Consider the following 17,125-nt stretch of genomic DNA (forward strand, 5'->3'; position numbering starts at 1 on the left):
ATGTATCAAACACATTCACTAAATGAAAAAATCAAACTGTTCTTCACCATCTTCTTCCCGATTTTGGTGACACAAGTGTCCTTTTACTTAATCAGCTTTTTTGACACAGTCATGTCGGGCCGAGCCGGCGCCGTCGATTTGGCGGGTGTCGGTGTCGGGTCGAGTTTATGGATGCCGGTGTATACGGGGTTGAGCGGGATTCTGCTCGCTGTCGCCCCAATCGTCGCCCAGGCGCTCGGGGCCCGCAATATCCAGCAGATTCAACGGACGCTGTACCAAGGCGTATACTTAGCGATCGGTCTGAGCATCGCGACGCTCTTGCTCGGCTTTTGGCTCGTCCCGACTGCTGTCGACGGCATGGGACTGAGTGAGGAAGGGAAACGGATTGCCAAAGGGTATTTGCTCGCACTCGGATTCGGGGTGTTGCCGATGTTCTTGTTCAACGTGCTACGCACGCTCATGGACTCGCTCGGCAAAACGCGAATCTCGATGCTACTTATACTATTAGGGTTACCCATTAACGTCGGATTAAATTACATCTTCATCTTTGGAAAACTCGGCGTCCCGGCGTATGGCGGTGTCGGGGCGGGAATCGCCTCGGCCATCACATATTGGTTGCTCTTCTTTATGGCGTTCGCGTTTGTCCGGAACGGCAAGCCTTTCCTTGAATATCGTTTCTTGCGCTCAGTGGAGCGTATCTTCTGGCCGAGACAGAAAGAACTGCTCAAGCTCGGGACACCGATCGGTCTCGCCATTTTTGCGGAAGTGAGCATCTTTGCGGCGGTGACGTTGCTCTTGAGTGAATATGGAGACAATATCGTCGCGGCCCACCAAGCGGCCATCAACTTCGCTTCATTTGTCTATATGTTGCCGTTGTCCGCGTCGAGCGCGCTGACGATTGTCGTCGGCTATGAGCTCGGGGCCCGGAGGCTGAAGGATGCCGTACGCTATGCCAAAATCGGTATCGTCCTTTGTCTCGGTGTGTCATCATTCTCGGGAGCGCTTCTGTTTTGGCAAAATGAACGGGTTGCGGCCATCTATACGAACGATGCGGCCGTCGTGGAACTCGCGGCCCACTTCATGATTTTTGCGGTCTTCTTCCAATTATCGGATGCGGTCGCCGCCCCGATTCAAGGGATTTTGCGTGGGTTCAAGGACGTCAACGTGACGCTCATCTTGTCGCTCATCGCCTATTGGGTCATCGGCCTCCCGCTCGGCTATACACTCGCCGAAAGGTTCGGTTTCGGACCGGACGGCTATTGGATTGGTTTGATTGCGGGTCTAGCGGCCGGAGCCGTGTTGCTGGTCATGCGTCTCATTCATATCGTCAAACGGTATGAGGCCCAACCGATTACGAACGAAACATCCTAACCGAGACAGGTTGACGCTATGGCGTCAGCCTTTTTGTTGTTTGAGGGGGAAACAGGATGGGCAAAGAACTGGGGAAATCGAGTTTGTCAGTTAGTAATATTGGTCTATACAACTATACTGGTTTTTGATATGATAACGATGAAGCTACTTGAAGAAAGGTGGATGACCGATTATGGTGATCATCAATGCACACATCGTTTCGGGGGACGAAACGTGGGAACGAGGCTATATCCAATTCGATGGCAAGACGATTGTGAGCGTCGGTGCGATGGAGGACTATCAGGCAGGAACAGATAAAGAGATTGACGTTCGTGGGGCACTCGTGACGCCAGGCATGATTGACGTCCACATCCATGGCGGTTACGACGTCGATACGATGGATGCGGACGTGGATCGACTACGTCATCTCAGCCGTTCGATGCTCGCTGAAGGTGTGACGTCTTATTTTGCGACGACGATTACACAGTCACCGACTGCCATTACGAAGGCGTTGCAAGCAGCCCGGACTGTCATCGAGGCGGGAGACACGTCACTCGTCGGTATCCATCTAGAGGGACCGTTCGTCAACGTCGACAATGCAGGGGCACAGCCGGCCGAATATATTATCGATCCCGATGCAAGTCAATTCCGCACATGGCAACAGGAAGCGGGCGGTCACATTCGCCTCGTCACGTATGCGCCGGAACGTCCGGGAGCACGTGAGCTTGAACAGGTGATGGGTGAGACAGGTGCAATCGGATCGACCGGACACACGAACGCCACGTTTGCCGAGAACAAGGAAGCGAACGTCAAGCATGGCACGCACTTATACAATCAGATGCGAGGGATTCATCATCGGGAGCCGGGAACGGTCGGCTATTGTCTGTTGGAGCGGGACGTCATGGTTGAAATCATTCCAGACGGGATTCACAGCCGTCACGAGATGGTCGACTTCGCCTATCGCATGAAAGGGGCAGACGGTCTCGTCGTCATTACGGATGCGATGCGCGCCAAAGGTCTTCCGGACGGCCGTTATGAACTCGGGGGTCAACCGGTCATCGTCGAAGGCGGGGCGGCTCGACTCGAAGCCGGGAACTTGGCCGGCAGCGTCTTGACGATGGACGCGGCGTTCCGCAACATGCTGTTATACACGGGATGCACGGTGCAAGAAGCGGTGAAGATGACGTCGGCGAACCAAGCGCGTGAGTTCGGTTTGACGAACAAAGGGGCCATCGCGCCTGGCTTCGACGCGGATCTCGTCATTTGGGATGACGCGATGACGGTCGTGACGACGATTCATCAAGGACAGGTCAGTTATTCGAAGGAGGACATGCAATGAACATATTAGTGGCGAACACACCGACGGACGCAGAAGAAATCGCATATACACTCATCAAGGAACGGGTCGCCGGGAAGCGCGATTTCGTGCTCGGACTCGCGACGGGCAGTACACCGGTCGGGATGTATCAGATGTTCAAACGAGATCGGCTCGACTGCAGTCATGTGACGAGCGTTAATCTTGATGAGTATATCGGGCTCGCGCCGAGTCATCCGCAAAGCTATCATCACTTCATGGAAGAGAAGCTGTTCAATGACATCCCATTCAAACAGAGCCATCTGCCTCACGGTGACGCGGCCGACCCGGAAGCGGAAGCGGCTCGCTATGAACAGCTCGTCCGCTCGATTGGTGTCGACCTGCAATTGCTAGGCATCGGAGAGAACGGACATATCGCCTTCAATGAGCCGGGTACCGCGCTCGATGCGAAGACGCATGTGACCGAACTGACCGAGTCGACGCGTGAAGCGAACCGCCGTTTCTTCGATTCAATCGAAGACGTGCCGACGCAGGCCATCACGATGGGACTCGATACGATTATGAACGCACGCGAGATCGTCCTCGTCGCGACCGGTACCCGTAAAGCCGAAGCCGTGCATCACATGATTGAGAGCGTGCCGACGATTGACTGGCCGGCTTCCATCTTACAGGCGCATCCAAGTGTGACCATCGTGCTCGATGCCGAAGCGGCCTCGGCTTGTAGCAATGTGTTACAGGCGCGTGGCAGTGAAGCGGCCGACCGATTCTTTTCGATCCGAGCTTGATGACCTGGAGACAAGTGTCTCCAGGTTTTTTTCTCGTTAACTGTGGGAAATTGTATGGAAATGGATTTGTAATCAAAACGTTTTCGACAAAAGTCGAGGTTTCCTCTATAATAGGTGAAGCTCATATCATTCGATCGCGAAGGAGAAACTCATGAATTCAAGAACCCAAGCTCGTAGACGGCGCAAAGGCCCGTCTGCGTTTTATAAGCTGTTCAGCGCCCTTGTATTGATTGCCGTCATCGTCGGCTCAAGCATGTATGGAACGGCTTTTTATAAAGCGCATAACATGCTGTCAGGTACTCAAGTGACGCTTGAGGATGATCCGACTATCGAACCGACTCGATTTGATAAAGAGGATACCGAGAGCTTCCTCGTGCTCGGGACGGACTTGTCCCCGCAGAAGAAAGCGCGCGGCGAGTATGGTCGGTCTGACGTCATGATTGTCGTCATTCTGAACAAGAAAAACAAACAGACGACGATGCTCAGCATCCCGCGTGACTCGTACGTCAACATCGACTATACGGGCTTCAATATCCCGTACGGTAAGACGGGTCTCGATCAAGACAAAATCACGCACGCCTATTACTTCGGGTCGATGGATGAATCGAACCCGAACAACGGTATGCGGATGGCGACGAACACGATTGAAGACTTGGTCGGCATCGACATCGACCACGTCGTCTCCCTCAACTTCCAAGGGTTCGTCGACTTCATCGATGCCGTAGGCGGGGTCGAAATCGACGTCCCGTTCTCGTCTGAACAGAAGAGTTACGACGCCTCACGAGAAGTCGTCCAAGTCGAAGCAGGGCTTCAGCAGTTATCGGGCGAAGAGGCACTCGCTTACGTCCGTAACCGCTATGACGATCCACGCGGAGACATCGGTCGCGGACAGCGTCAGATGGAAGTCATCAATGCCGTCCTTGACCAAGCGCTCGGCACGTCGCTCATCAACAACTACGACAAAGTGTTGAAAGCAGTCGGGGACAACATGCAGACGACGCTCGGTCCGAACGATTATATGCGTTTAATCGAGGACGTCGGCGCCCTCAACAACACGGTTCAATATCAGTTGACCGGTGAAGGGGCCCGCGGTGTCGACGGTCATTTCTATTACTTCTTGAACGAGCCGTTGCTCGAAGAAGTTCGTTATCGCGTCCAACAGGCCGATGCCGGGAATGAAGTCGAGCCGATGACCGATACCGAGCTTGAGACGTATATGTACGACCCAGCCGGAATCACGTATGAAGCACAATAAAAAAATGGTTTGCCGTCCGCGGCAAACCATTTTTTATGTGCGTTCCATCGCAACGGTGAACGAGTAGGCGTCGCCGCGGAACAAGGAACGGCTATATTCGAACATGTCCCCGTTCTCGAGATACGTCCGTTGGTCGATTAAGAGCACAGGGGCGTTCGGAGAAATCGTCAACAGCTTTGCTTCCTCCGGTCCCGAGCTCCTCGCCTCGAGGGTTTGGGTCGCATTCTTCAACCGGAGCCCTGACTGCTCGGCGAACTCGTAAATCGAACCGACGGCATCTGTCTCGGTCAAGTTCGGTAGTAAGGCGACCGGGATGTATGCCGTCTCGAGGGCGAGCACGTTCTCATCGGCGAGACGGAGACGTCGCATCTCATAGACGGGCGTGTCGAGCGCGACGCTCAATTTTTGGGCGATTTTGGCCGGGGCTGAAATCGTCTGGAACGACAACAGGCGGCTAAACGGACGCATGCCCCGATGTTTGATTTCTTCCGAGAAACTTGTCAATCCGGACAAGGCCATCGTGATTTTCTTGTTGGCGACGAACGTGCCTCGGCCTTTTTGACGGCTCAAATAACCGGCGTTGACCAAGTTTGTGATCGCTTGGCGGACCGTCATCCGGCTGACGTTATAGCGCTCTGAAAACTCCCGTTCGGATGGGATGGATTCCCCGGGTTGGAGCTCGCCGGCATCTATTTGTTGCTTTAAATAGGCTTCGATTTGATAATAAATAGGTAGCGGTGATTGTTTATCAATCTGTAACATGCATATCGCTCCTGACTGCTAAAGTAAGTGTTTCTTATTATAGACCAAATTAGACTAGTTGTCTGAACATATCCTACAGAAAAGGCGGCGATCAAGATGAAGCCATGGCAATTTGAAACGACGGTGACCGACGTGCGCACCGATGCGCGCGGGACGTGGGTCGCGCTTGAATCCACATTATTTTATGCGGAAGGCGGGGGCCAACCTCCGGACGTCGGAACACTCGACGGACAACCCGTTCTCGATGTGCAACGGGTCGAGGAGGTCGTCTGGCATTTAGTCGAACCGGGGCTCGAACGTGGGACGTTCGTGACCGGCATAGTCGATGAAGCGATCCGTCACGACCACTCGATTCAACACACGGCTCAGCACGTGTTGACAGCTTTATTGGAAGACGAATACGGCATTCAGACGCTCAGCTTCGGCATCGGACAAGAGGAGTCGTCGCTTGAAATCGAGACAGAGACGCTCGATTGGACTCAAATCGAGTCGTTGGAACGAGACGTGCAACGCATCATCTTTGAGAACCGTCCCGTCTCCACGTACGAACTCGCGTCCGCAGAGGTCGAGGTCGATCGGTTACGCAAACCGACCGATCGCACCGGGATGATCCGGATCGTCGACATTGAGGGACTCGATTACAACGCGTGCGGTGGGACACATGTCGAGACGACCGGCCAACTTGGAATCGTCCATGTGACCTCGATGAAGAAAGTTCGTGGGAACGTTCGTTTGACGTATGTTGCCGGTCACCGGGCCTTGTCCGCCATCCATTCGTCACGGACGGCGTTGCGGACGATTCACCAAACGTTATCGACGACGAACGAGACGGTCGCTGCCCGTGTCCTCGAGGAACGAAATCTTCGTCTCGAGCGGGACAAGGAAGTGAAGGCGCTCGAGGCGCGCGTCGCGAAAGCGAAAGTCGCTGCCTTTTTGCAGGAAGACAATTACGTCATCACCCATATCGGTAAGACGGAAGCGGAGACGTTGACGACGACCATCGTCGAACGCATCGCCGCGACGGGCCGAATCGCTGTCGGAGCCAATCATACGGGTCAAAAGCTATGGCTCATGCATGACGGGACACATGACATCGCCATCGGTAAATTCTTAAAACGGACGCTCGACGACCTCGGCATCGGTCGCGGTGGCGGCAGTCATAAACAAGCCCAGGCCCGATTCGAATCGGTCATCGAGTTGGAACGCGCGACGGCAGAAATCGTGAAACGGCTTCAGGAAGGGATGGTATCATGTTGAAGATTGAGCACGGCACGGAAGCAGAACTGATTGAACAGGCACGGGTTGTGCGGGCGACAGTGTTTATTCACGAGCAAGGCATCGCCCCTGAAATCGAATATGATGAGCTTGACCCAGCCTGCATCCATTTCGTCGGGACGGTGGACGGTGAGCCGGTGACGACGGCGCGTCTGCGTCCAATCGGTGACGCAGTCGGGAAAGTCGAGCGCGTCGCCACACTCGCTTCGGCGCGCGGCAACGGGTATGCCAAGGAGGTTATGCTCGCTATCGAGTCCGTCGCCCGGACGAGCGAGTTACATGAGCTCAAACTTGGCGCTCAACTGACGGCACTCCCTTTCTATGAGCGTCTCGGATATGAGGCGTACGGGGACGAATTTTTAGACGCGGACATCCCGCATCGGATGATGAAGAAGACGTGGTGATTGTTTTTAGAAATTTTCCTTTTTTCTAAAAAAAGGTTGGCAAGCCGGGATGCATTTGTTATAACTAAAACTAACAACTGACAGATAGAGGTTGCGAATGACATGAGTACGCTTGATCGACACGGACGCATTCCGGATCGAGCCGAAAGGGGAATTTCGCCGAAGTCGACGTTCGCATGCGTACGAACGAAGGCTGGGGTAGTCGTGAATAACGCCTACACTGCCATGGATGAAATGCCATGGAGCGCTATCTACGGAACGATTCTTTAATCGTTTTTCAACTGCGCGTACAAGCGGCAGACCGTAGGGAGAGTGCTTCCTACCGGTCTGCCGCTTTTTCTGTTGGTGGACATCATGAAAGTGGGGAACCTGATGACAACCGTATTGAAATTTGGAGGCAGCTCCGTTGCCACGATTGAACAAATCCAGGCCATTTCCGAATATTTACAGACACGGGCCGCGGCCGGAGAAAAACTTGTCGTCGTCGTCTCCGCGATGGGGAAAACGACTGACTCACTGTTGTCACTCGCCAAACAAATCACGGAACGCCCGATGATTCGTGAACTGGACCGCTTGCTCGCGGTCGGTGAGGAGCAGACGATCAGCCTGCTCAGCATCGCTTTAAACTCTCGAGGCGTGGCTGCCATCTCGCTTACCGGACAACAAGCCGGGATCGACACGATGGGCATTCACACGAAAAGTAAAATCAAGGCGATTCGCAAAGAAGTGCTCGAAGAGAAGCTCCGGACATATGACGTCGTCATCGTCGCCGGTTTCCAAGGTGTCAACGAGTTCGGTGATGTGACGACGCTCGGACGAGGCGGATCGGATACGACCGCTGTCGCCTTGGCCGCCGTCCTCAGCAAACGCTGTGAGATTTACACAGACGTCGCCGGTGTCTATACGGCTGACCCGCGCATCCATCCGACGGCCCGCCGATTAGATACCGTCTCGTATGACGAGATGATGGAGATGAGCGCGCTCGGGTCGAAAGTGATGGAGATGCGTAGCGTAGAGCTCGCGAAAAAATTTGATGTGAACATCTTTGTAGGAAAGACGCTTGCGAGCGAAGGAGGAACATGGATCATGGATATGACACAGGCGATGGAACAAAAAGCGGTGACGAGCGTGAGCGTCGTGAAGAACGTGCTCAGCGTCTCAATCAAACATATTCCACATTCGGTGGCAGGAGTTGCCGACATTTTCGAGAAATTGTCACAGCGTCATGTCAATATCGATATGATCAGTCAGACCGCGTTCGATGGTGAAGTATTCCTGTCGTTCACCTGTCCGCTCGATGAAGAAGCGTTTCTCGAAGAGGCGCTCGCGGAACTGACTGAGACGTTCCCACAAATCAAAATCGACCGTCATACCGAGCATGCGAAAATCTCGGTCGTCGGCATCGGCATGCGTGACGCGACCGGTGTCGCAGCCGAACTGTTCGCCACGTTCCGCGAGAGCGGAATCCCATTCTATCAAGTCACGACATCCGAGATTAGCATCTCGTACACGATTAACGAACAAGACGTCGAAGCAGCCGTCGCGGCCATCGCGACCCGCTTCAAGTTATAAGGAGGACGCCACATGTATAACGTAGCCGTCGTCGGTGCGACCGGTGCCGTCGGCCAAAAGATGATTGAAGTATTGACCGAGTATGAATTCCCGATTAACGAATTGATGTTGTACGCATCGGCCCGTTCGGTCGGGAAGACCGTGAACGTGAACGGCAAGGACGTCGTCATCCGGGAACTGTCGGACGCGATTTATGCGGACCCAATCGATATCGCGCTCTTCTCAGCCGGTGGGAGCATCAGTGAACAATATGCGCCTCGCCTGAGTGAACAAGGTGTCATCGTCATCGACAACTCGAGTGCATTCCGGATGCAGGCGGACATTCCGCTCATCGTACCGGAAGTGAACCGAGTCGAACTGAGCCCGGACAAGACGCTCATCGCCAACCCGAACTGCTCGACGATCCAATCGGTCGTCGCGCTCGCACCACTCGCGGAAGTATACGGATTGACGCGTGTCGCCTATACGTCGTATCAAGCCGTCTCTGGCTCGGGCCAAAAAGGGATTGAAGACTTGGAACGCGGAGCACGTGGGGAAGAGCCGAAGAACTATCCGTATCCGATTTACGATAACGTCTTGCCACACATTGATGTGTTCTTAGAGAACGGTTATACGAAAGAAGAACAGAAGATGATTGAAGAGACACGCAAGATTTTAAACGCGCCGAACCTCGGTGTCACCGCAACATGTGTCCGTGTCCCGGTCCGCAACAGCCACGCCGTCTCCATCACAGTCACGCTCGACCGCGACGCGACGCTCGCCGAAGTGAAAGCCGTGCTCGCGGACGCGCCAGGTATCGTCTTGATGGATAACCCAGCGGAGCTCGTCTATCCGACACCGCTCGATGCGAACGGGACAGACGACGTGTACGTCGGTCGTATCCGTGTCGACGAGTCACAGCCGAACACGTTCCATCTTTGGTGCGTCGCTGATAATGTTCGAAAAGGCGCGGCAGCGAACGCCGTCCAAATCGCCCAATGCATGATTGGGCAGACTGCTACGAAATAAGGGGGAGATTATATGTTCACAGGAGTCGCAACCGCACTCGCTACACCGTTTCAAGCAGACGGTCAGCTAAATCTCACAGCGTGGGAAGCGTTAATTGAAGATCAAATTAAAGAAGGTGTCAGCGGTCTCGTGATCGGGGGAACGACTGGTGAGGGCATGACCATCACGGACGAAGAGTTCGAGACGCTTCTCGTCAAAGCGATTGAAGTCGCTGCCGGCCGCGCCGTTATCATCGCCGGAACCGGGTCGAACAACACGGCGCTCAGCATTCAAAAGACGAAACGGGCCGCCGAACTCGGAGCCGAGATGGCGATGGTCGTCACGCCTTATTACAACAAGTCGACGCAAGCGGGTCTGATTGCCCACTTCACAGCGATTGCCGACGCGTCACCGATTCCGCTCATGCTCTACAACGTACCATCGCGGACGGGCGTCGCCCTTGATCCGGCAACGGTTGGGGAACTCGCTGATCACCCACGCATCGCTGCGCTCAAAGAAGCGAGCGGGGATATTTCAGTGATGGCTCAAATGATGGCGCACGTACCGGAAGGGTTCCCAGTCTATTGCGGGAACGATGATCAAATCCTTCCTTATATGGCTTGGGGGGCGCAAGGTGTTGTCTCGGTCCTTTCGAACGTCTATCCGGGTGCAACGGTCGCATTAGCTGAAGCGCTCCTCGCCGGAGATTTGGAAACGGCACGCACATGGCAGCTCCGACTGCTCCCGGTCATCGACGAATTGTTCGCGGAAGTGAATCCGATTCCGGTCAAAGCAGCATTGAATGCACGCGGCTTCGAGTTCGGTGCACCACGTCTCCCGCTCGTCCCGATGAGCGCGACGGCCGAGGCCCGCTTGTTATCGGCAATGGAGCAGTTCAATGAGGTGAGACAGTGAACTTACTCATTCATGGATACGGCGCGATGGGACAGATCGTCGAAGAAGTCGCCCGGACACAAAACTTGACCGTTGCAGCCATCGTCTCACCGGCCGGAGGGGAACATCCCGTCTCGATACAAGATGTCGAGGCCGACGTCGATGTCGTCATCGACTTCTCGAACCCGGCGTTGTTGGATGACGTACTCGCGTTCGGGAAAGCCAAGCAAATCCCGCTCGTCATCGCGACGACGGGCTTCTCGGAAGCAGAGCTCGCCAAAATTGAAGCGGCGTCTCAGGAGATCCCGATTTTCCAGTCGTATAATACGTCTTATGGGATCGCGCTCCTGAAACAGTTGCTCGACCAACTCGTCCCGCTCACGCTCGGTTATGACATCGAAGTGATTGAGGCGCACCACCGCAAAAAAGTCGATGCACCGAGCGGGACGGCGGAATTGCTCACCCGTGCCATCGAGGCGAAACGCGACGTGACACCGGTATATGACCGGACACCGCGCCGCGAAGCGCGTGCAGCCGATGAACTCGGCATGCATTCGGTACGCGGGGGGACGATTTTTGGAGAACATACCGTCCTCTTTGCCGGAGACGACGAAATGCTTGAATTGAAACACACGGCCCTGTCCAAACGCGTCTTCGCGAACGGGGCACTCGCTGCGGCGGCAACGATTCTTGACCGCCCAGCCGGACTATACAATTTAACGAACCTATACGAGGAGGCCACTCATGTTACTCACAAACGCTTATGAAATCGCGCAATACATTAAAGATGCCAAGAAAGAAACGCCTGTCAAATTGTACGTTAACGGTCAATTGGCCGGTCTGACAATCGAAGATGCCAAAGCTTTTGGAACAGACGAGTCGAAACTGTTCCTTACAACGGCTGAACGTGCGGCTGCTTTCCTAGAAGCGAACGCTGCCGTCATCACGGACACGCACCTCGAGTACGATCGCCGGAACAGCGCCGTACCGATGCTCGATACGACGCAGTTGAATGCCCGCATCGAACCAGGTTCGTTCATTCGCGACCACGTTCAAATCGGGAACAACGTCGTCGTCATGATGGGTGCTGTCATCAATATCGGTGCCGTCATCGGTGACGGGTCGATGGTCGATATGAACGCGGTCATCGGTGCCCGCGGGACACTCGGGAAAAACGTCCACCTTGGCGCTGGCGCTGTCGTGGCGGGTGTTCTTGAGCCACCTTCAAAAGATCCGGTCATCATCGAAGACGGTGTCATGGTCGGTGCGAACGCCGTCATTTTGGAAGGCGTCCGCATCGGTGAAAATGCCGTTGTCGCAGCAGGTAGTGTCGTCACGCAAGACGTACCGCCAGGCGTCGTCGTTGCCGGTACACCAGCCCGCGTCATTAAGCAAAAAGATGAAAAAACCGCAGAAAAAACACAACTTGTTGATGACTTACGCTCCCTGTAACGTATAATAGACAGAAAATATCAAAAATGAATGGGAGAGTTGAACAATGGAACAGTATGGACAATGGATGTGGCAAGACGGGGCTTGGATCGAGCCGAGTGATGCGAACACGAGTATCATGACGCACGCAATTCACTACGGTAGTGGGTTCTTTGAAGGGATTCGGGCATACCACACAGAGGAAGGCCCGGCCATCTTCCGACTCCGTGAACACTTGGAGCGACTCGTTCGTTCGTGTGCATACTATCACGTCGACTTGCCGTACACGGTCGATGAGCTCGAACAAGCAACAATCGAATTGATTGAACGCAACGGATTTGAAGCTTGTTACATCCGCCCATTCGTTTTCCTCGGCACACCTTGGCAGGCACTCATGCCGACGCAGGAAACAAAAGTACACGTCGCGATCTCGTGCTGGCCGCTCGGCGAATATTTCAGCAAGACGGTCGGAATCCGTGCGAAAGTCGCCTCGTATCGCCGCGTCTCTTCGACGATGATGCCGATGCAAGCGAAAGCGGCAGCGAACTATATGAACTCGCAACTCCTTAAAGGAGAAGCGGTCCGTGATGGATATGACGAAGCGATTGCCCTCGACATGAACGGAAACGTCAGCGAGGCGAGCGTCGCCAACATCTTCCTCGTAAAAGGAAACAAAATTTTCACACCGTCACTCGATTGCTCGGTGCTCGACGGCATCACGCGTCAAACGGTGATCGAACTTGCCCGTGAGGAAGGGTTCGAGGTCATCGAACGCCACATCGGACGTGACGAACTATATGTCGCAGATGAGATTTTCTTGACAGGAACGGCGGCTGAAGTGACGAGCGTCATCGAAATCGACAATATTTCGATTGGTGGCGGCGTTCAAACGGTCGCGACGAATATGCTCTCGCGTTACCGTGAGGCTGTGACAGGACAAATCGCAGGCCACCGTGATTGGGTCACGTTCGTCAAAGCTGGAGTCAAAGAGTAAAGGAGTTTTTTGTATGGGAGTCACAATTGACTTGAATGCGGTTCGCGAAAACAAACGTCGGATTGAAGCGCTTGGCCGACCGGTGTTCGCCGTCGTAAAAAACAACGCCTATAACTTAGGGATGGAGCCAGTTGTGACGACACTGTACGAAGAAGGGGTGCGTCACTTCATGGTGACGACGCTTGACGAGGCGAGCGAGGTCCGGGCATCAGCTCCGGAAGCACGCGTTCTTGTCATGAACCCGGTATACGAGTGGACAAGCGTCCATCGTGACCAACTTGACGTCGCCATCGGTTCCTATGACTGGCTCGTCTCGCAACGGGACCAGCTCGACGGGGTCCGGCTTCATTTGAAGCTCGACGTCGGCATGAACCGCTTCGGTGCGAAGACGTTCCAGGAAGCGTTGGCCATCGTCGCCTTTTGCCAAGACGAGGGGCTCGATCTTGTCGGGTTATGTACACATTTCCCACTCGCTGACGCGGATAACGCCGAAATCGAGCACAGTGTGCACGTGGAGCGGTTCGCCGACTGGTCGAATCGTCTCATGGAGCGGCACACGTTCGATATCGTGCACGCAGCCAACAGTGCAGCGACGCTTCAAGCGGATCCGCGTCTCGGGCATTGCACGCACGTCCGTGTCGGTATCTTTCTCTATGGCTACTCTTCGGTCGAACCGGTCGATTGGCTCATCCCGGCGTTTCGCTGGGAAACAGAAGTCGTCGCCGTGCATGACATCGAGGCCGGTGCCCACGTCGGTTACGGTACGGGCTACACGGCCGAGACGAAAGAACGCATCGCCGTACTCTCGGTCGGCTATGGTGACGGACTCATGCGAGCCCGGCGCTTCTTACCAGCCCATATCGAAGGACGAGCCTATCCGTTCATCAGCAACATTTTCATGAGCCACAGTTTTTTACGCGTCGATGACACCGTACAAGTCGGAGATCGTGTGGAGCTGTATGGCCATCTTACGAAAATCGATGACGTGACCCGTACCGGTCACGCCAATAACTCAGAACAATTATGCGCACGCTCATGGCGTGTCCCGCATCGCTTTGAAGGAGGCAATGTATGTACACCACCAACCAATCAGTTTGTATGATCGAAGGCGTGTCCGTCCGTGAACTTCAAGCGACGTACGGGACACCGCTCTATATCATGAGCGAGCCTGAACTCGAACGTCGTCTCGACCTTGTCCGGAACGCGTTCCTCGACAAGTATCCGAACACGTACGCGCTGTACGCATCGAAAGCGATGTCGATTGCGGCCGTATACGATAAAGTGATGGCAGCGGGTCTGAGCATCGACGTCGTCTCGCGGGGCGAGATGTTCGTCGCGCTCCACGCCGGTGTCCCGGCTGACCGGATTCACGTCCACGGCTCGAACAAGACGGTGCAGGACATCACGTTCGCGCTCGAGAACGGAATTACCCACTTCACCATCGACAACATGCGTGAGATTGGGCTGTTGTCGGGTCTGGCCGCGGAGCAAGGGGTAGACGTCGATGTCTTGCTCCGCATCGTCCCACAAGTCGTCGGAGGCGCCCATGAGGCGATTCAGACGGGCGGGGTCGATACGAAGTTCGGCTTCCCGACCCATGATGATACGTATCTCGAAGCGATCAAAGCGACGCTACAAGCGGAACGACTGCAACTGCGAGGCATTCACTGTCACGTCGGCTCGCAGATTCAAGAACCGACGCTGTTCATCAATACGGTCAAAACGATGGTCAACTTCATCGAGACGATCCGTCAAGAGACGGGGTATACGGCCGACGTCTTGAATATCGGTGGCGGCTTCGGTGTCGCCTATCTCGAGTCGGACGACCCGCTCGACTTCGCCGACACGATGACGCAAGTGATGGACACGCTCGTCGCGGAAGTGGAACGCTTCGGCTTTCCGCTTCCGAAAATCGGCATTGAACCGGGCCGTTGGCTCGTCGCCAACGCCGGCGCGACGCTCTATGAAGTCGGGACGGTGAAAGAAGTGAGCGGTGTCCGCACGTACGTCTCGGTCGATGGAGGGATGACGGATAACATTCGTCCCGCTCTCTATGACGCTGAATATGACGTCATTGCGGCGACACGGATGGATGAAGCGAAGACGTTCGAGGCGAAAATCGTCGGGGCGTGCTGCGAGTCGGGAGACATCATCTCGAACCGTTCGCTTATCCCGCCGGTCGAAGCTGGTGATCTCTTGCTCGTCAAAGCGACGGGAGCGTATAACTTCTCGATGGCAAGCAACTATAACCAGATGCTCCGCCCGGCCGTCGTCTTCGTGAAAGACGGGACACATCGTCTCGTCGTCCGGAGACAGACGCTCGAAGACTTGGTCGCCTGTGAGATTGTCGGACAATCGACGTGACGCCATAAACGCATTCCTGATTCAGGGATGCGTTTTTTAATGGAAGTCGTTCTTCTTCAAATGAGAAATGCTTTTAATTATGATGGGGGAGAGAGAACAGAGGGGGAAGTGACTTCAATGGAAAAGACAGCAGGACAACAGTTGATTGAATCGCGGCGGACGATTCGCATGTTCACGGAAGAACCAATTGCGACGAAAGTACTCTATGAGTTGTTGGCGTCAGCTCACCAAGCGCCGTTTCATAACAAAGTCGAACCGTGGAATCTCTATTTGTTCAACGGGGATGGAAAAGACGTCTTGCTTCAGGCGCTCGAGCCGGCGTTTCAAGATGGACCGGAATCGAAACGTGAAAAGATCGCCGGGCGGATTCGTAACGCGGCCGCATGTGTCTATGTAACGACGAAAGCGTTCGAGACGGACAAAGGGAAGAAAGATGCGCTACTCGCGACGGCGACGATGATTCAAAACTTTCATTTATTGTGTAGTGAGCAACAAATCGGCCTCGTCTGGCGGACGGGCGGTATTTTTGAGGATGCCAGGCTTCAAGAGATGATTGGAGCTGAAGGGGAGACGTTTGTCGGGTTACTCCAGCTCGGTCGTTACGAAGACGTGCCACCGACGAAGCAACGTCAATCGATTGACGCTAGTTTGACAATTTTTGAGTGAACGAAAAGGCCCGAGCGTAGGTGACTACGACCGGGCCAATCTTTATAGGTCAATGAGACTGAGCCGTTCATGTGAGCGCTCAGTTTATTTTTTTAACTTGGCTGCAAGCCAGTCTTGAATGACATTCGTTGGAATCATTGTGTTCACGTTCCCTCAGTTTTAATTTCTTTCTCTATATTATTATCCAATTGCAGTCGTTCCCAAACCTCTCGATGTGTACCTTGTAGCGTATCATCGAACGAATCCTCGATATGCAGGCAATAGCTTGGGTTAACGGACGAAGCGTACAAGTCTAACATCAGTTCGGCATGATTTGGATACATACAAATTGGCCCCTTTCGACACGTCGGCTTGACTACATCCTCAGTATACAAAGGAAACATAAAGAAAAATCGGGGAAATCGTTAACATTTTATGAATCTTGTAAACGCTTTCACAAACTTTATGTGGATGTCAGTGGTTCACACGTCTGTCTATACTGCTCAGCCCGCTTCGCATATTTGTTGACGGTCCGTTCCATGATGAAGCGATCTTCATCGTTAAGCGGACGGACGACTTTGGCAGGCACGCCCATGACCATGACGCCTTCCGGAATTTGCATGTTCGGTGTGACGAGAGCACCAGCGGCGATGAACGAGCCCTTCCCGATTTTTGCCCCGTCGAGAACGGTGGCATGCATCCCGATGAGACAACCTTCTTCAATCTCACAGCCGTGAATCATCGCCATATGTCCGATGGAGACGCGGTCATGAATGACTGTCGGGGAACCTTCATATTGGTGGACCATCGATCCGTCTTGGATATTCACGTAAGAACCGATGCGAATCGGTCCCTCATCGCCTCGAATGACCGTATTGAACCAGACGCCGGAATGGGCGCCGATGGTGACATCACCGATCACGTGGGACCCAGGTGCGAGAAAAACCGTCTCGTCAACTCGCGGCATCAATTTGCCTAATTTGTACTGCATAAGTGTAACCCCTTTCAAACAGATATGCTTTCATTGTCGCATAAGTTGAAAAAGAAATTGCGCCTGAAAGATTATTCTTGTTAAGATAGTAAAAATACGTA

17 protein-coding genes and 1 riboswitch are annotated in these 17,125 nt (G+C 54.1%); of the genes, 15 read left to right on the forward strand and 2 right to left on the reverse strand.

All coding sequences use genetic code 11. The features are described 5' to 3' along the window. The 4 genes from M467_RS16385 to M467_RS16400 all read left to right on the forward strand — a co-directional run bounded on the left by M467_RS16385 (position 1) and on the right by M467_RS16400 (position 4,705). Positions 1–1,371: an MATE family efflux transporter gene (locus M467_RS16385; protein ID WP_021065219.1), complete on the forward strand. Its 1,371-nt coding sequence runs from the start codon at positions 1–3 to the stop codon at positions 1,369–1,371. Positions 1,372–1,543: 172 nt separating this feature from the next. Continuing rightward, complete coding sequence (gene nagA / locus M467_RS16390) at positions 1,544–2,689, forward strand: N-acetylglucosamine-6-phosphate deacetylase (protein WP_021065220.1); 1,146 nt, start codon at positions 1,544–1,546, stop codon at positions 2,687–2,689. Beyond that, on the forward strand, positions 2,686–3,450 hold the full coding sequence (nagB, locus tag M467_RS16395; protein WP_021065221.1) for a glucosamine-6-phosphate deaminase: 765 nt from the start codon (positions 2,686–2,688) through the stop codon (positions 3,448–3,450). The genes nagA and nagB overlap by 4 nt, the downstream gene beginning before the upstream one ends. A gap of 151 nt (positions 3,451–3,601) precedes the next feature. Further along, positions 3,602–4,705 (forward strand): LCP family protein, encoded by a 1,104-nt coding sequence (locus tag M467_RS16400; RefSeq protein ID WP_021065222.1) that lies wholly within the window; start codon positions 3,602–3,604, stop codon positions 4,703–4,705. 33 nt (positions 4,706–4,738) lie between these two features. Here the strand turns inward: M467_RS16400 and M467_RS16405 are convergent, their stop codons facing one another. Continuing rightward, a complete protein-coding gene (locus M467_RS16405) occupies positions 4,739–5,467 on the reverse strand; it encodes a GntR family transcriptional regulator (protein ID WP_021065223.1) in 729 nt (242 codons plus the stop codon). Between the two features lie 96 nt (positions 5,468–5,563). On the opposite strand from M467_RS16405, the gene M467_RS16410 reads away from it, so the two are divergent. The 11 genes from M467_RS16410 to M467_RS16460 all read left to right on the forward strand — a co-directional run bounded on the left by M467_RS16410 (position 5,564) and on the right by M467_RS16460 (position 16,054). After that, complete coding sequence (locus M467_RS16410) at positions 5,564–6,724, forward strand: alanyl-tRNA editing protein (protein ID WP_021065224.1); 1,161 nt, start codon at positions 5,564–5,566, stop codon at positions 6,722–6,724. Continuing rightward, the gene (locus M467_RS16415) at positions 6,718–7,146 is read left to right on the forward strand and encodes a GNAT family N-acetyltransferase (RefSeq protein ID WP_021065225.1); all 429 of its coding nucleotides are present in this window, start codon (positions 6,718–6,720) and stop codon (positions 7,144–7,146) included. Before M467_RS16410 ends, M467_RS16415 begins: the two co-directional genes overlap by 7 nt. 77 nt (positions 7,147–7,223) lie before the next feature. After that, positions 7,224–7,404: riboswitch (Lysine riboswitch) on the forward strand. A gap of 114 nt (positions 7,405–7,518) precedes the next feature. Beyond that, positions 7,519–8,718 (forward strand): aspartate kinase, encoded by a 1,200-nt coding sequence (locus M467_RS16420; RefSeq protein WP_021065226.1) that lies wholly within the window; start codon positions 7,519–7,521, stop codon positions 8,716–8,718. Between the two features lie 12 nt (positions 8,719–8,730). Next, complete coding sequence (locus M467_RS16425) at positions 8,731–9,726, forward strand: aspartate-semialdehyde dehydrogenase (protein WP_021065227.1); 996 nt, start codon at positions 8,731–8,733, stop codon at positions 9,724–9,726. 12 nt (positions 9,727–9,738) lie between these two features. Next, positions 9,739–10,620, forward strand: a complete 882-nt coding sequence (gene dapA / locus M467_RS16430) for a 4-hydroxy-tetrahydrodipicolinate synthase (RefSeq protein ID WP_021065228.1) — start codon at positions 9,739–9,741, stop codon at positions 10,618–10,620. Beyond that, positions 10,617–11,366 (forward strand): 4-hydroxy-tetrahydrodipicolinate reductase, encoded by a 750-nt coding sequence (gene dapB / locus M467_RS16435; protein WP_021065229.1) that lies wholly within the window; start codon positions 10,617–10,619, stop codon positions 11,364–11,366. Before dapA ends, dapB begins: the two co-directional genes overlap by 4 nt. Continuing rightward, positions 11,344–12,051 (forward strand): 2,3,4,5-tetrahydropyridine-2,6-dicarboxylate N-acetyltransferase, encoded by a 708-nt coding sequence (gene dapD / locus M467_RS16440; RefSeq protein WP_021065230.1) that lies wholly within the window; start codon positions 11,344–11,346, stop codon positions 12,049–12,051. The genes dapB and dapD overlap by 23 nt, the downstream gene beginning before the upstream one ends. A 46-nt stretch (positions 12,052–12,097) precedes the next feature. Continuing rightward, positions 12,098–13,024 carry a branched-chain amino acid transaminase gene (locus M467_RS16445; protein WP_021065231.1) on the forward strand — a complete coding sequence of 309 codons (927 nt, stop codon included), beginning with the start codon at positions 12,098–12,100 and terminating at the stop codon, positions 13,022–13,024. A gap of 13 nt (positions 13,025–13,037) precedes the next feature. After that, positions 13,038–14,126: an alanine racemase gene (gene alr / locus M467_RS16450; RefSeq protein WP_021065232.1), complete on the forward strand. Its 1,089-nt coding sequence runs from the start codon at positions 13,038–13,040 to the stop codon at positions 14,124–14,126. Next, positions 14,096–15,388 carry a diaminopimelate decarboxylase gene (lysA, locus tag M467_RS16455; protein WP_031199738.1) on the forward strand — a complete coding sequence of 431 codons (1,293 nt, stop codon included), beginning with the start codon at positions 14,096–14,098 and terminating at the stop codon, positions 15,386–15,388. The genes alr and lysA overlap by 31 nt, the downstream gene beginning before the upstream one ends. A 117-nt stretch (positions 15,389–15,505) precedes the next feature. Continuing rightward, the gene (locus M467_RS16460; protein WP_021065234.1) at positions 15,506–16,054 is read left to right on the forward strand and encodes a nitroreductase family protein; all 549 of its coding nucleotides are present in this window, start codon (positions 15,506–15,508) and stop codon (positions 16,052–16,054) included. Positions 16,055–16,496: 442 nt separating this feature from the next. On the opposite strand, the gene M467_RS16470 is transcribed toward M467_RS16460, so the two are convergent. Continuing rightward, positions 16,497–17,024, reverse strand: coding sequence for a gamma carbonic anhydrase family protein (locus M467_RS16470; protein WP_021065236.1), 528 nt, complete (start codon positions 17,022–17,024; stop codon positions 16,497–16,499). Between the last annotated feature and the right edge of the window lie 101 nt (positions 17,025–17,125).

It is taken from the genome of Exiguobacterium chiriqhucha RW-2 (assembly GCF_000416965.1).
Classification (GTDB): domain Bacteria; phylum Bacillota; class Bacilli; order Exiguobacteriales; family Exiguobacteriaceae; genus Exiguobacterium; species Exiguobacterium chiriqhucha.

Bases quoted from the DNA above. Each gene is read 5' to 3' on its own strand.
- M467_RS16385 (WP_021065219.1), top strand. From the start codon at position 1: ATGTATCAAACACATTCACTAAATGAAAAAATCAAACTGTTCTTCACC.
- nagA (WP_021065220.1), top strand. From the start codon at position 1,544: ATGGTGATCATCAATGCACACATCGTTTCGGGGGACGAAACGTGGGAA.
- nagB (WP_021065221.1), top strand. From the start codon at position 2,686: ATGAACATATTAGTGGCGAACACACCGACGGACGCAGAAGAAATCGCA.
- M467_RS16400 (WP_021065222.1), top strand. From the start codon at position 3,602: ATGAATTCAAGAACCCAAGCTCGTAGACGGCGCAAAGGCCCGTCTGCG.
- M467_RS16405 (WP_021065223.1), bottom strand. From the start codon at position 5,467: ATGTTACAGATTGATAAACAATCACCGCTACCTATTTATTATCAAATC.
- M467_RS16410 (WP_021065224.1), top strand. From the start codon at position 5,564: ATGAAGCCATGGCAATTTGAAACGACGGTGACCGACGTGCGCACCGAT.
- M467_RS16415 (WP_021065225.1), top strand. From the start codon at position 6,718: ATGTTGAAGATTGAGCACGGCACGGAAGCAGAACTGATTGAACAGGCA.
- M467_RS16420 (WP_021065226.1), top strand. From the start codon at position 7,519: ATGACAACCGTATTGAAATTTGGAGGCAGCTCCGTTGCCACGATTGAA.
- M467_RS16425 (WP_021065227.1), top strand. From the start codon at position 8,731: ATGTATAACGTAGCCGTCGTCGGTGCGACCGGTGCCGTCGGCCAAAAG.
- dapA (WP_021065228.1), top strand. From the start codon at position 9,739: ATGTTCACAGGAGTCGCAACCGCACTCGCTACACCGTTTCAAGCAGAC.
- dapD (WP_021065230.1), top strand. From the start codon at position 11,344: ATGTTACTCACAAACGCTTATGAAATCGCGCAATACATTAAAGATGCC.
- M467_RS16445 (WP_021065231.1), top strand. From the start codon at position 12,098: ATGGAACAGTATGGACAATGGATGTGGCAAGACGGGGCTTGGATCGAG.
- alr (WP_021065232.1), top strand. From the start codon at position 13,038: ATGGGAGTCACAATTGACTTGAATGCGGTTCGCGAAAACAAACGTCGG.
- lysA (WP_031199738.1), top strand. From the start codon at position 14,096: ATGTACACCACCAACCAATCAGTTTGTATGATCGAAGGCGTGTCCGTC.
- M467_RS16460 (WP_021065234.1), top strand. From the start codon at position 15,506: ATGGAAAAGACAGCAGGACAACAGTTGATTGAATCGCGGCGGACGATT.
- M467_RS16470 (WP_021065236.1), bottom strand. From the start codon at position 17,024: ATGCAGTACAAATTAGGCAAATTGATGCCGCGAGTTGACGAGACGGTT.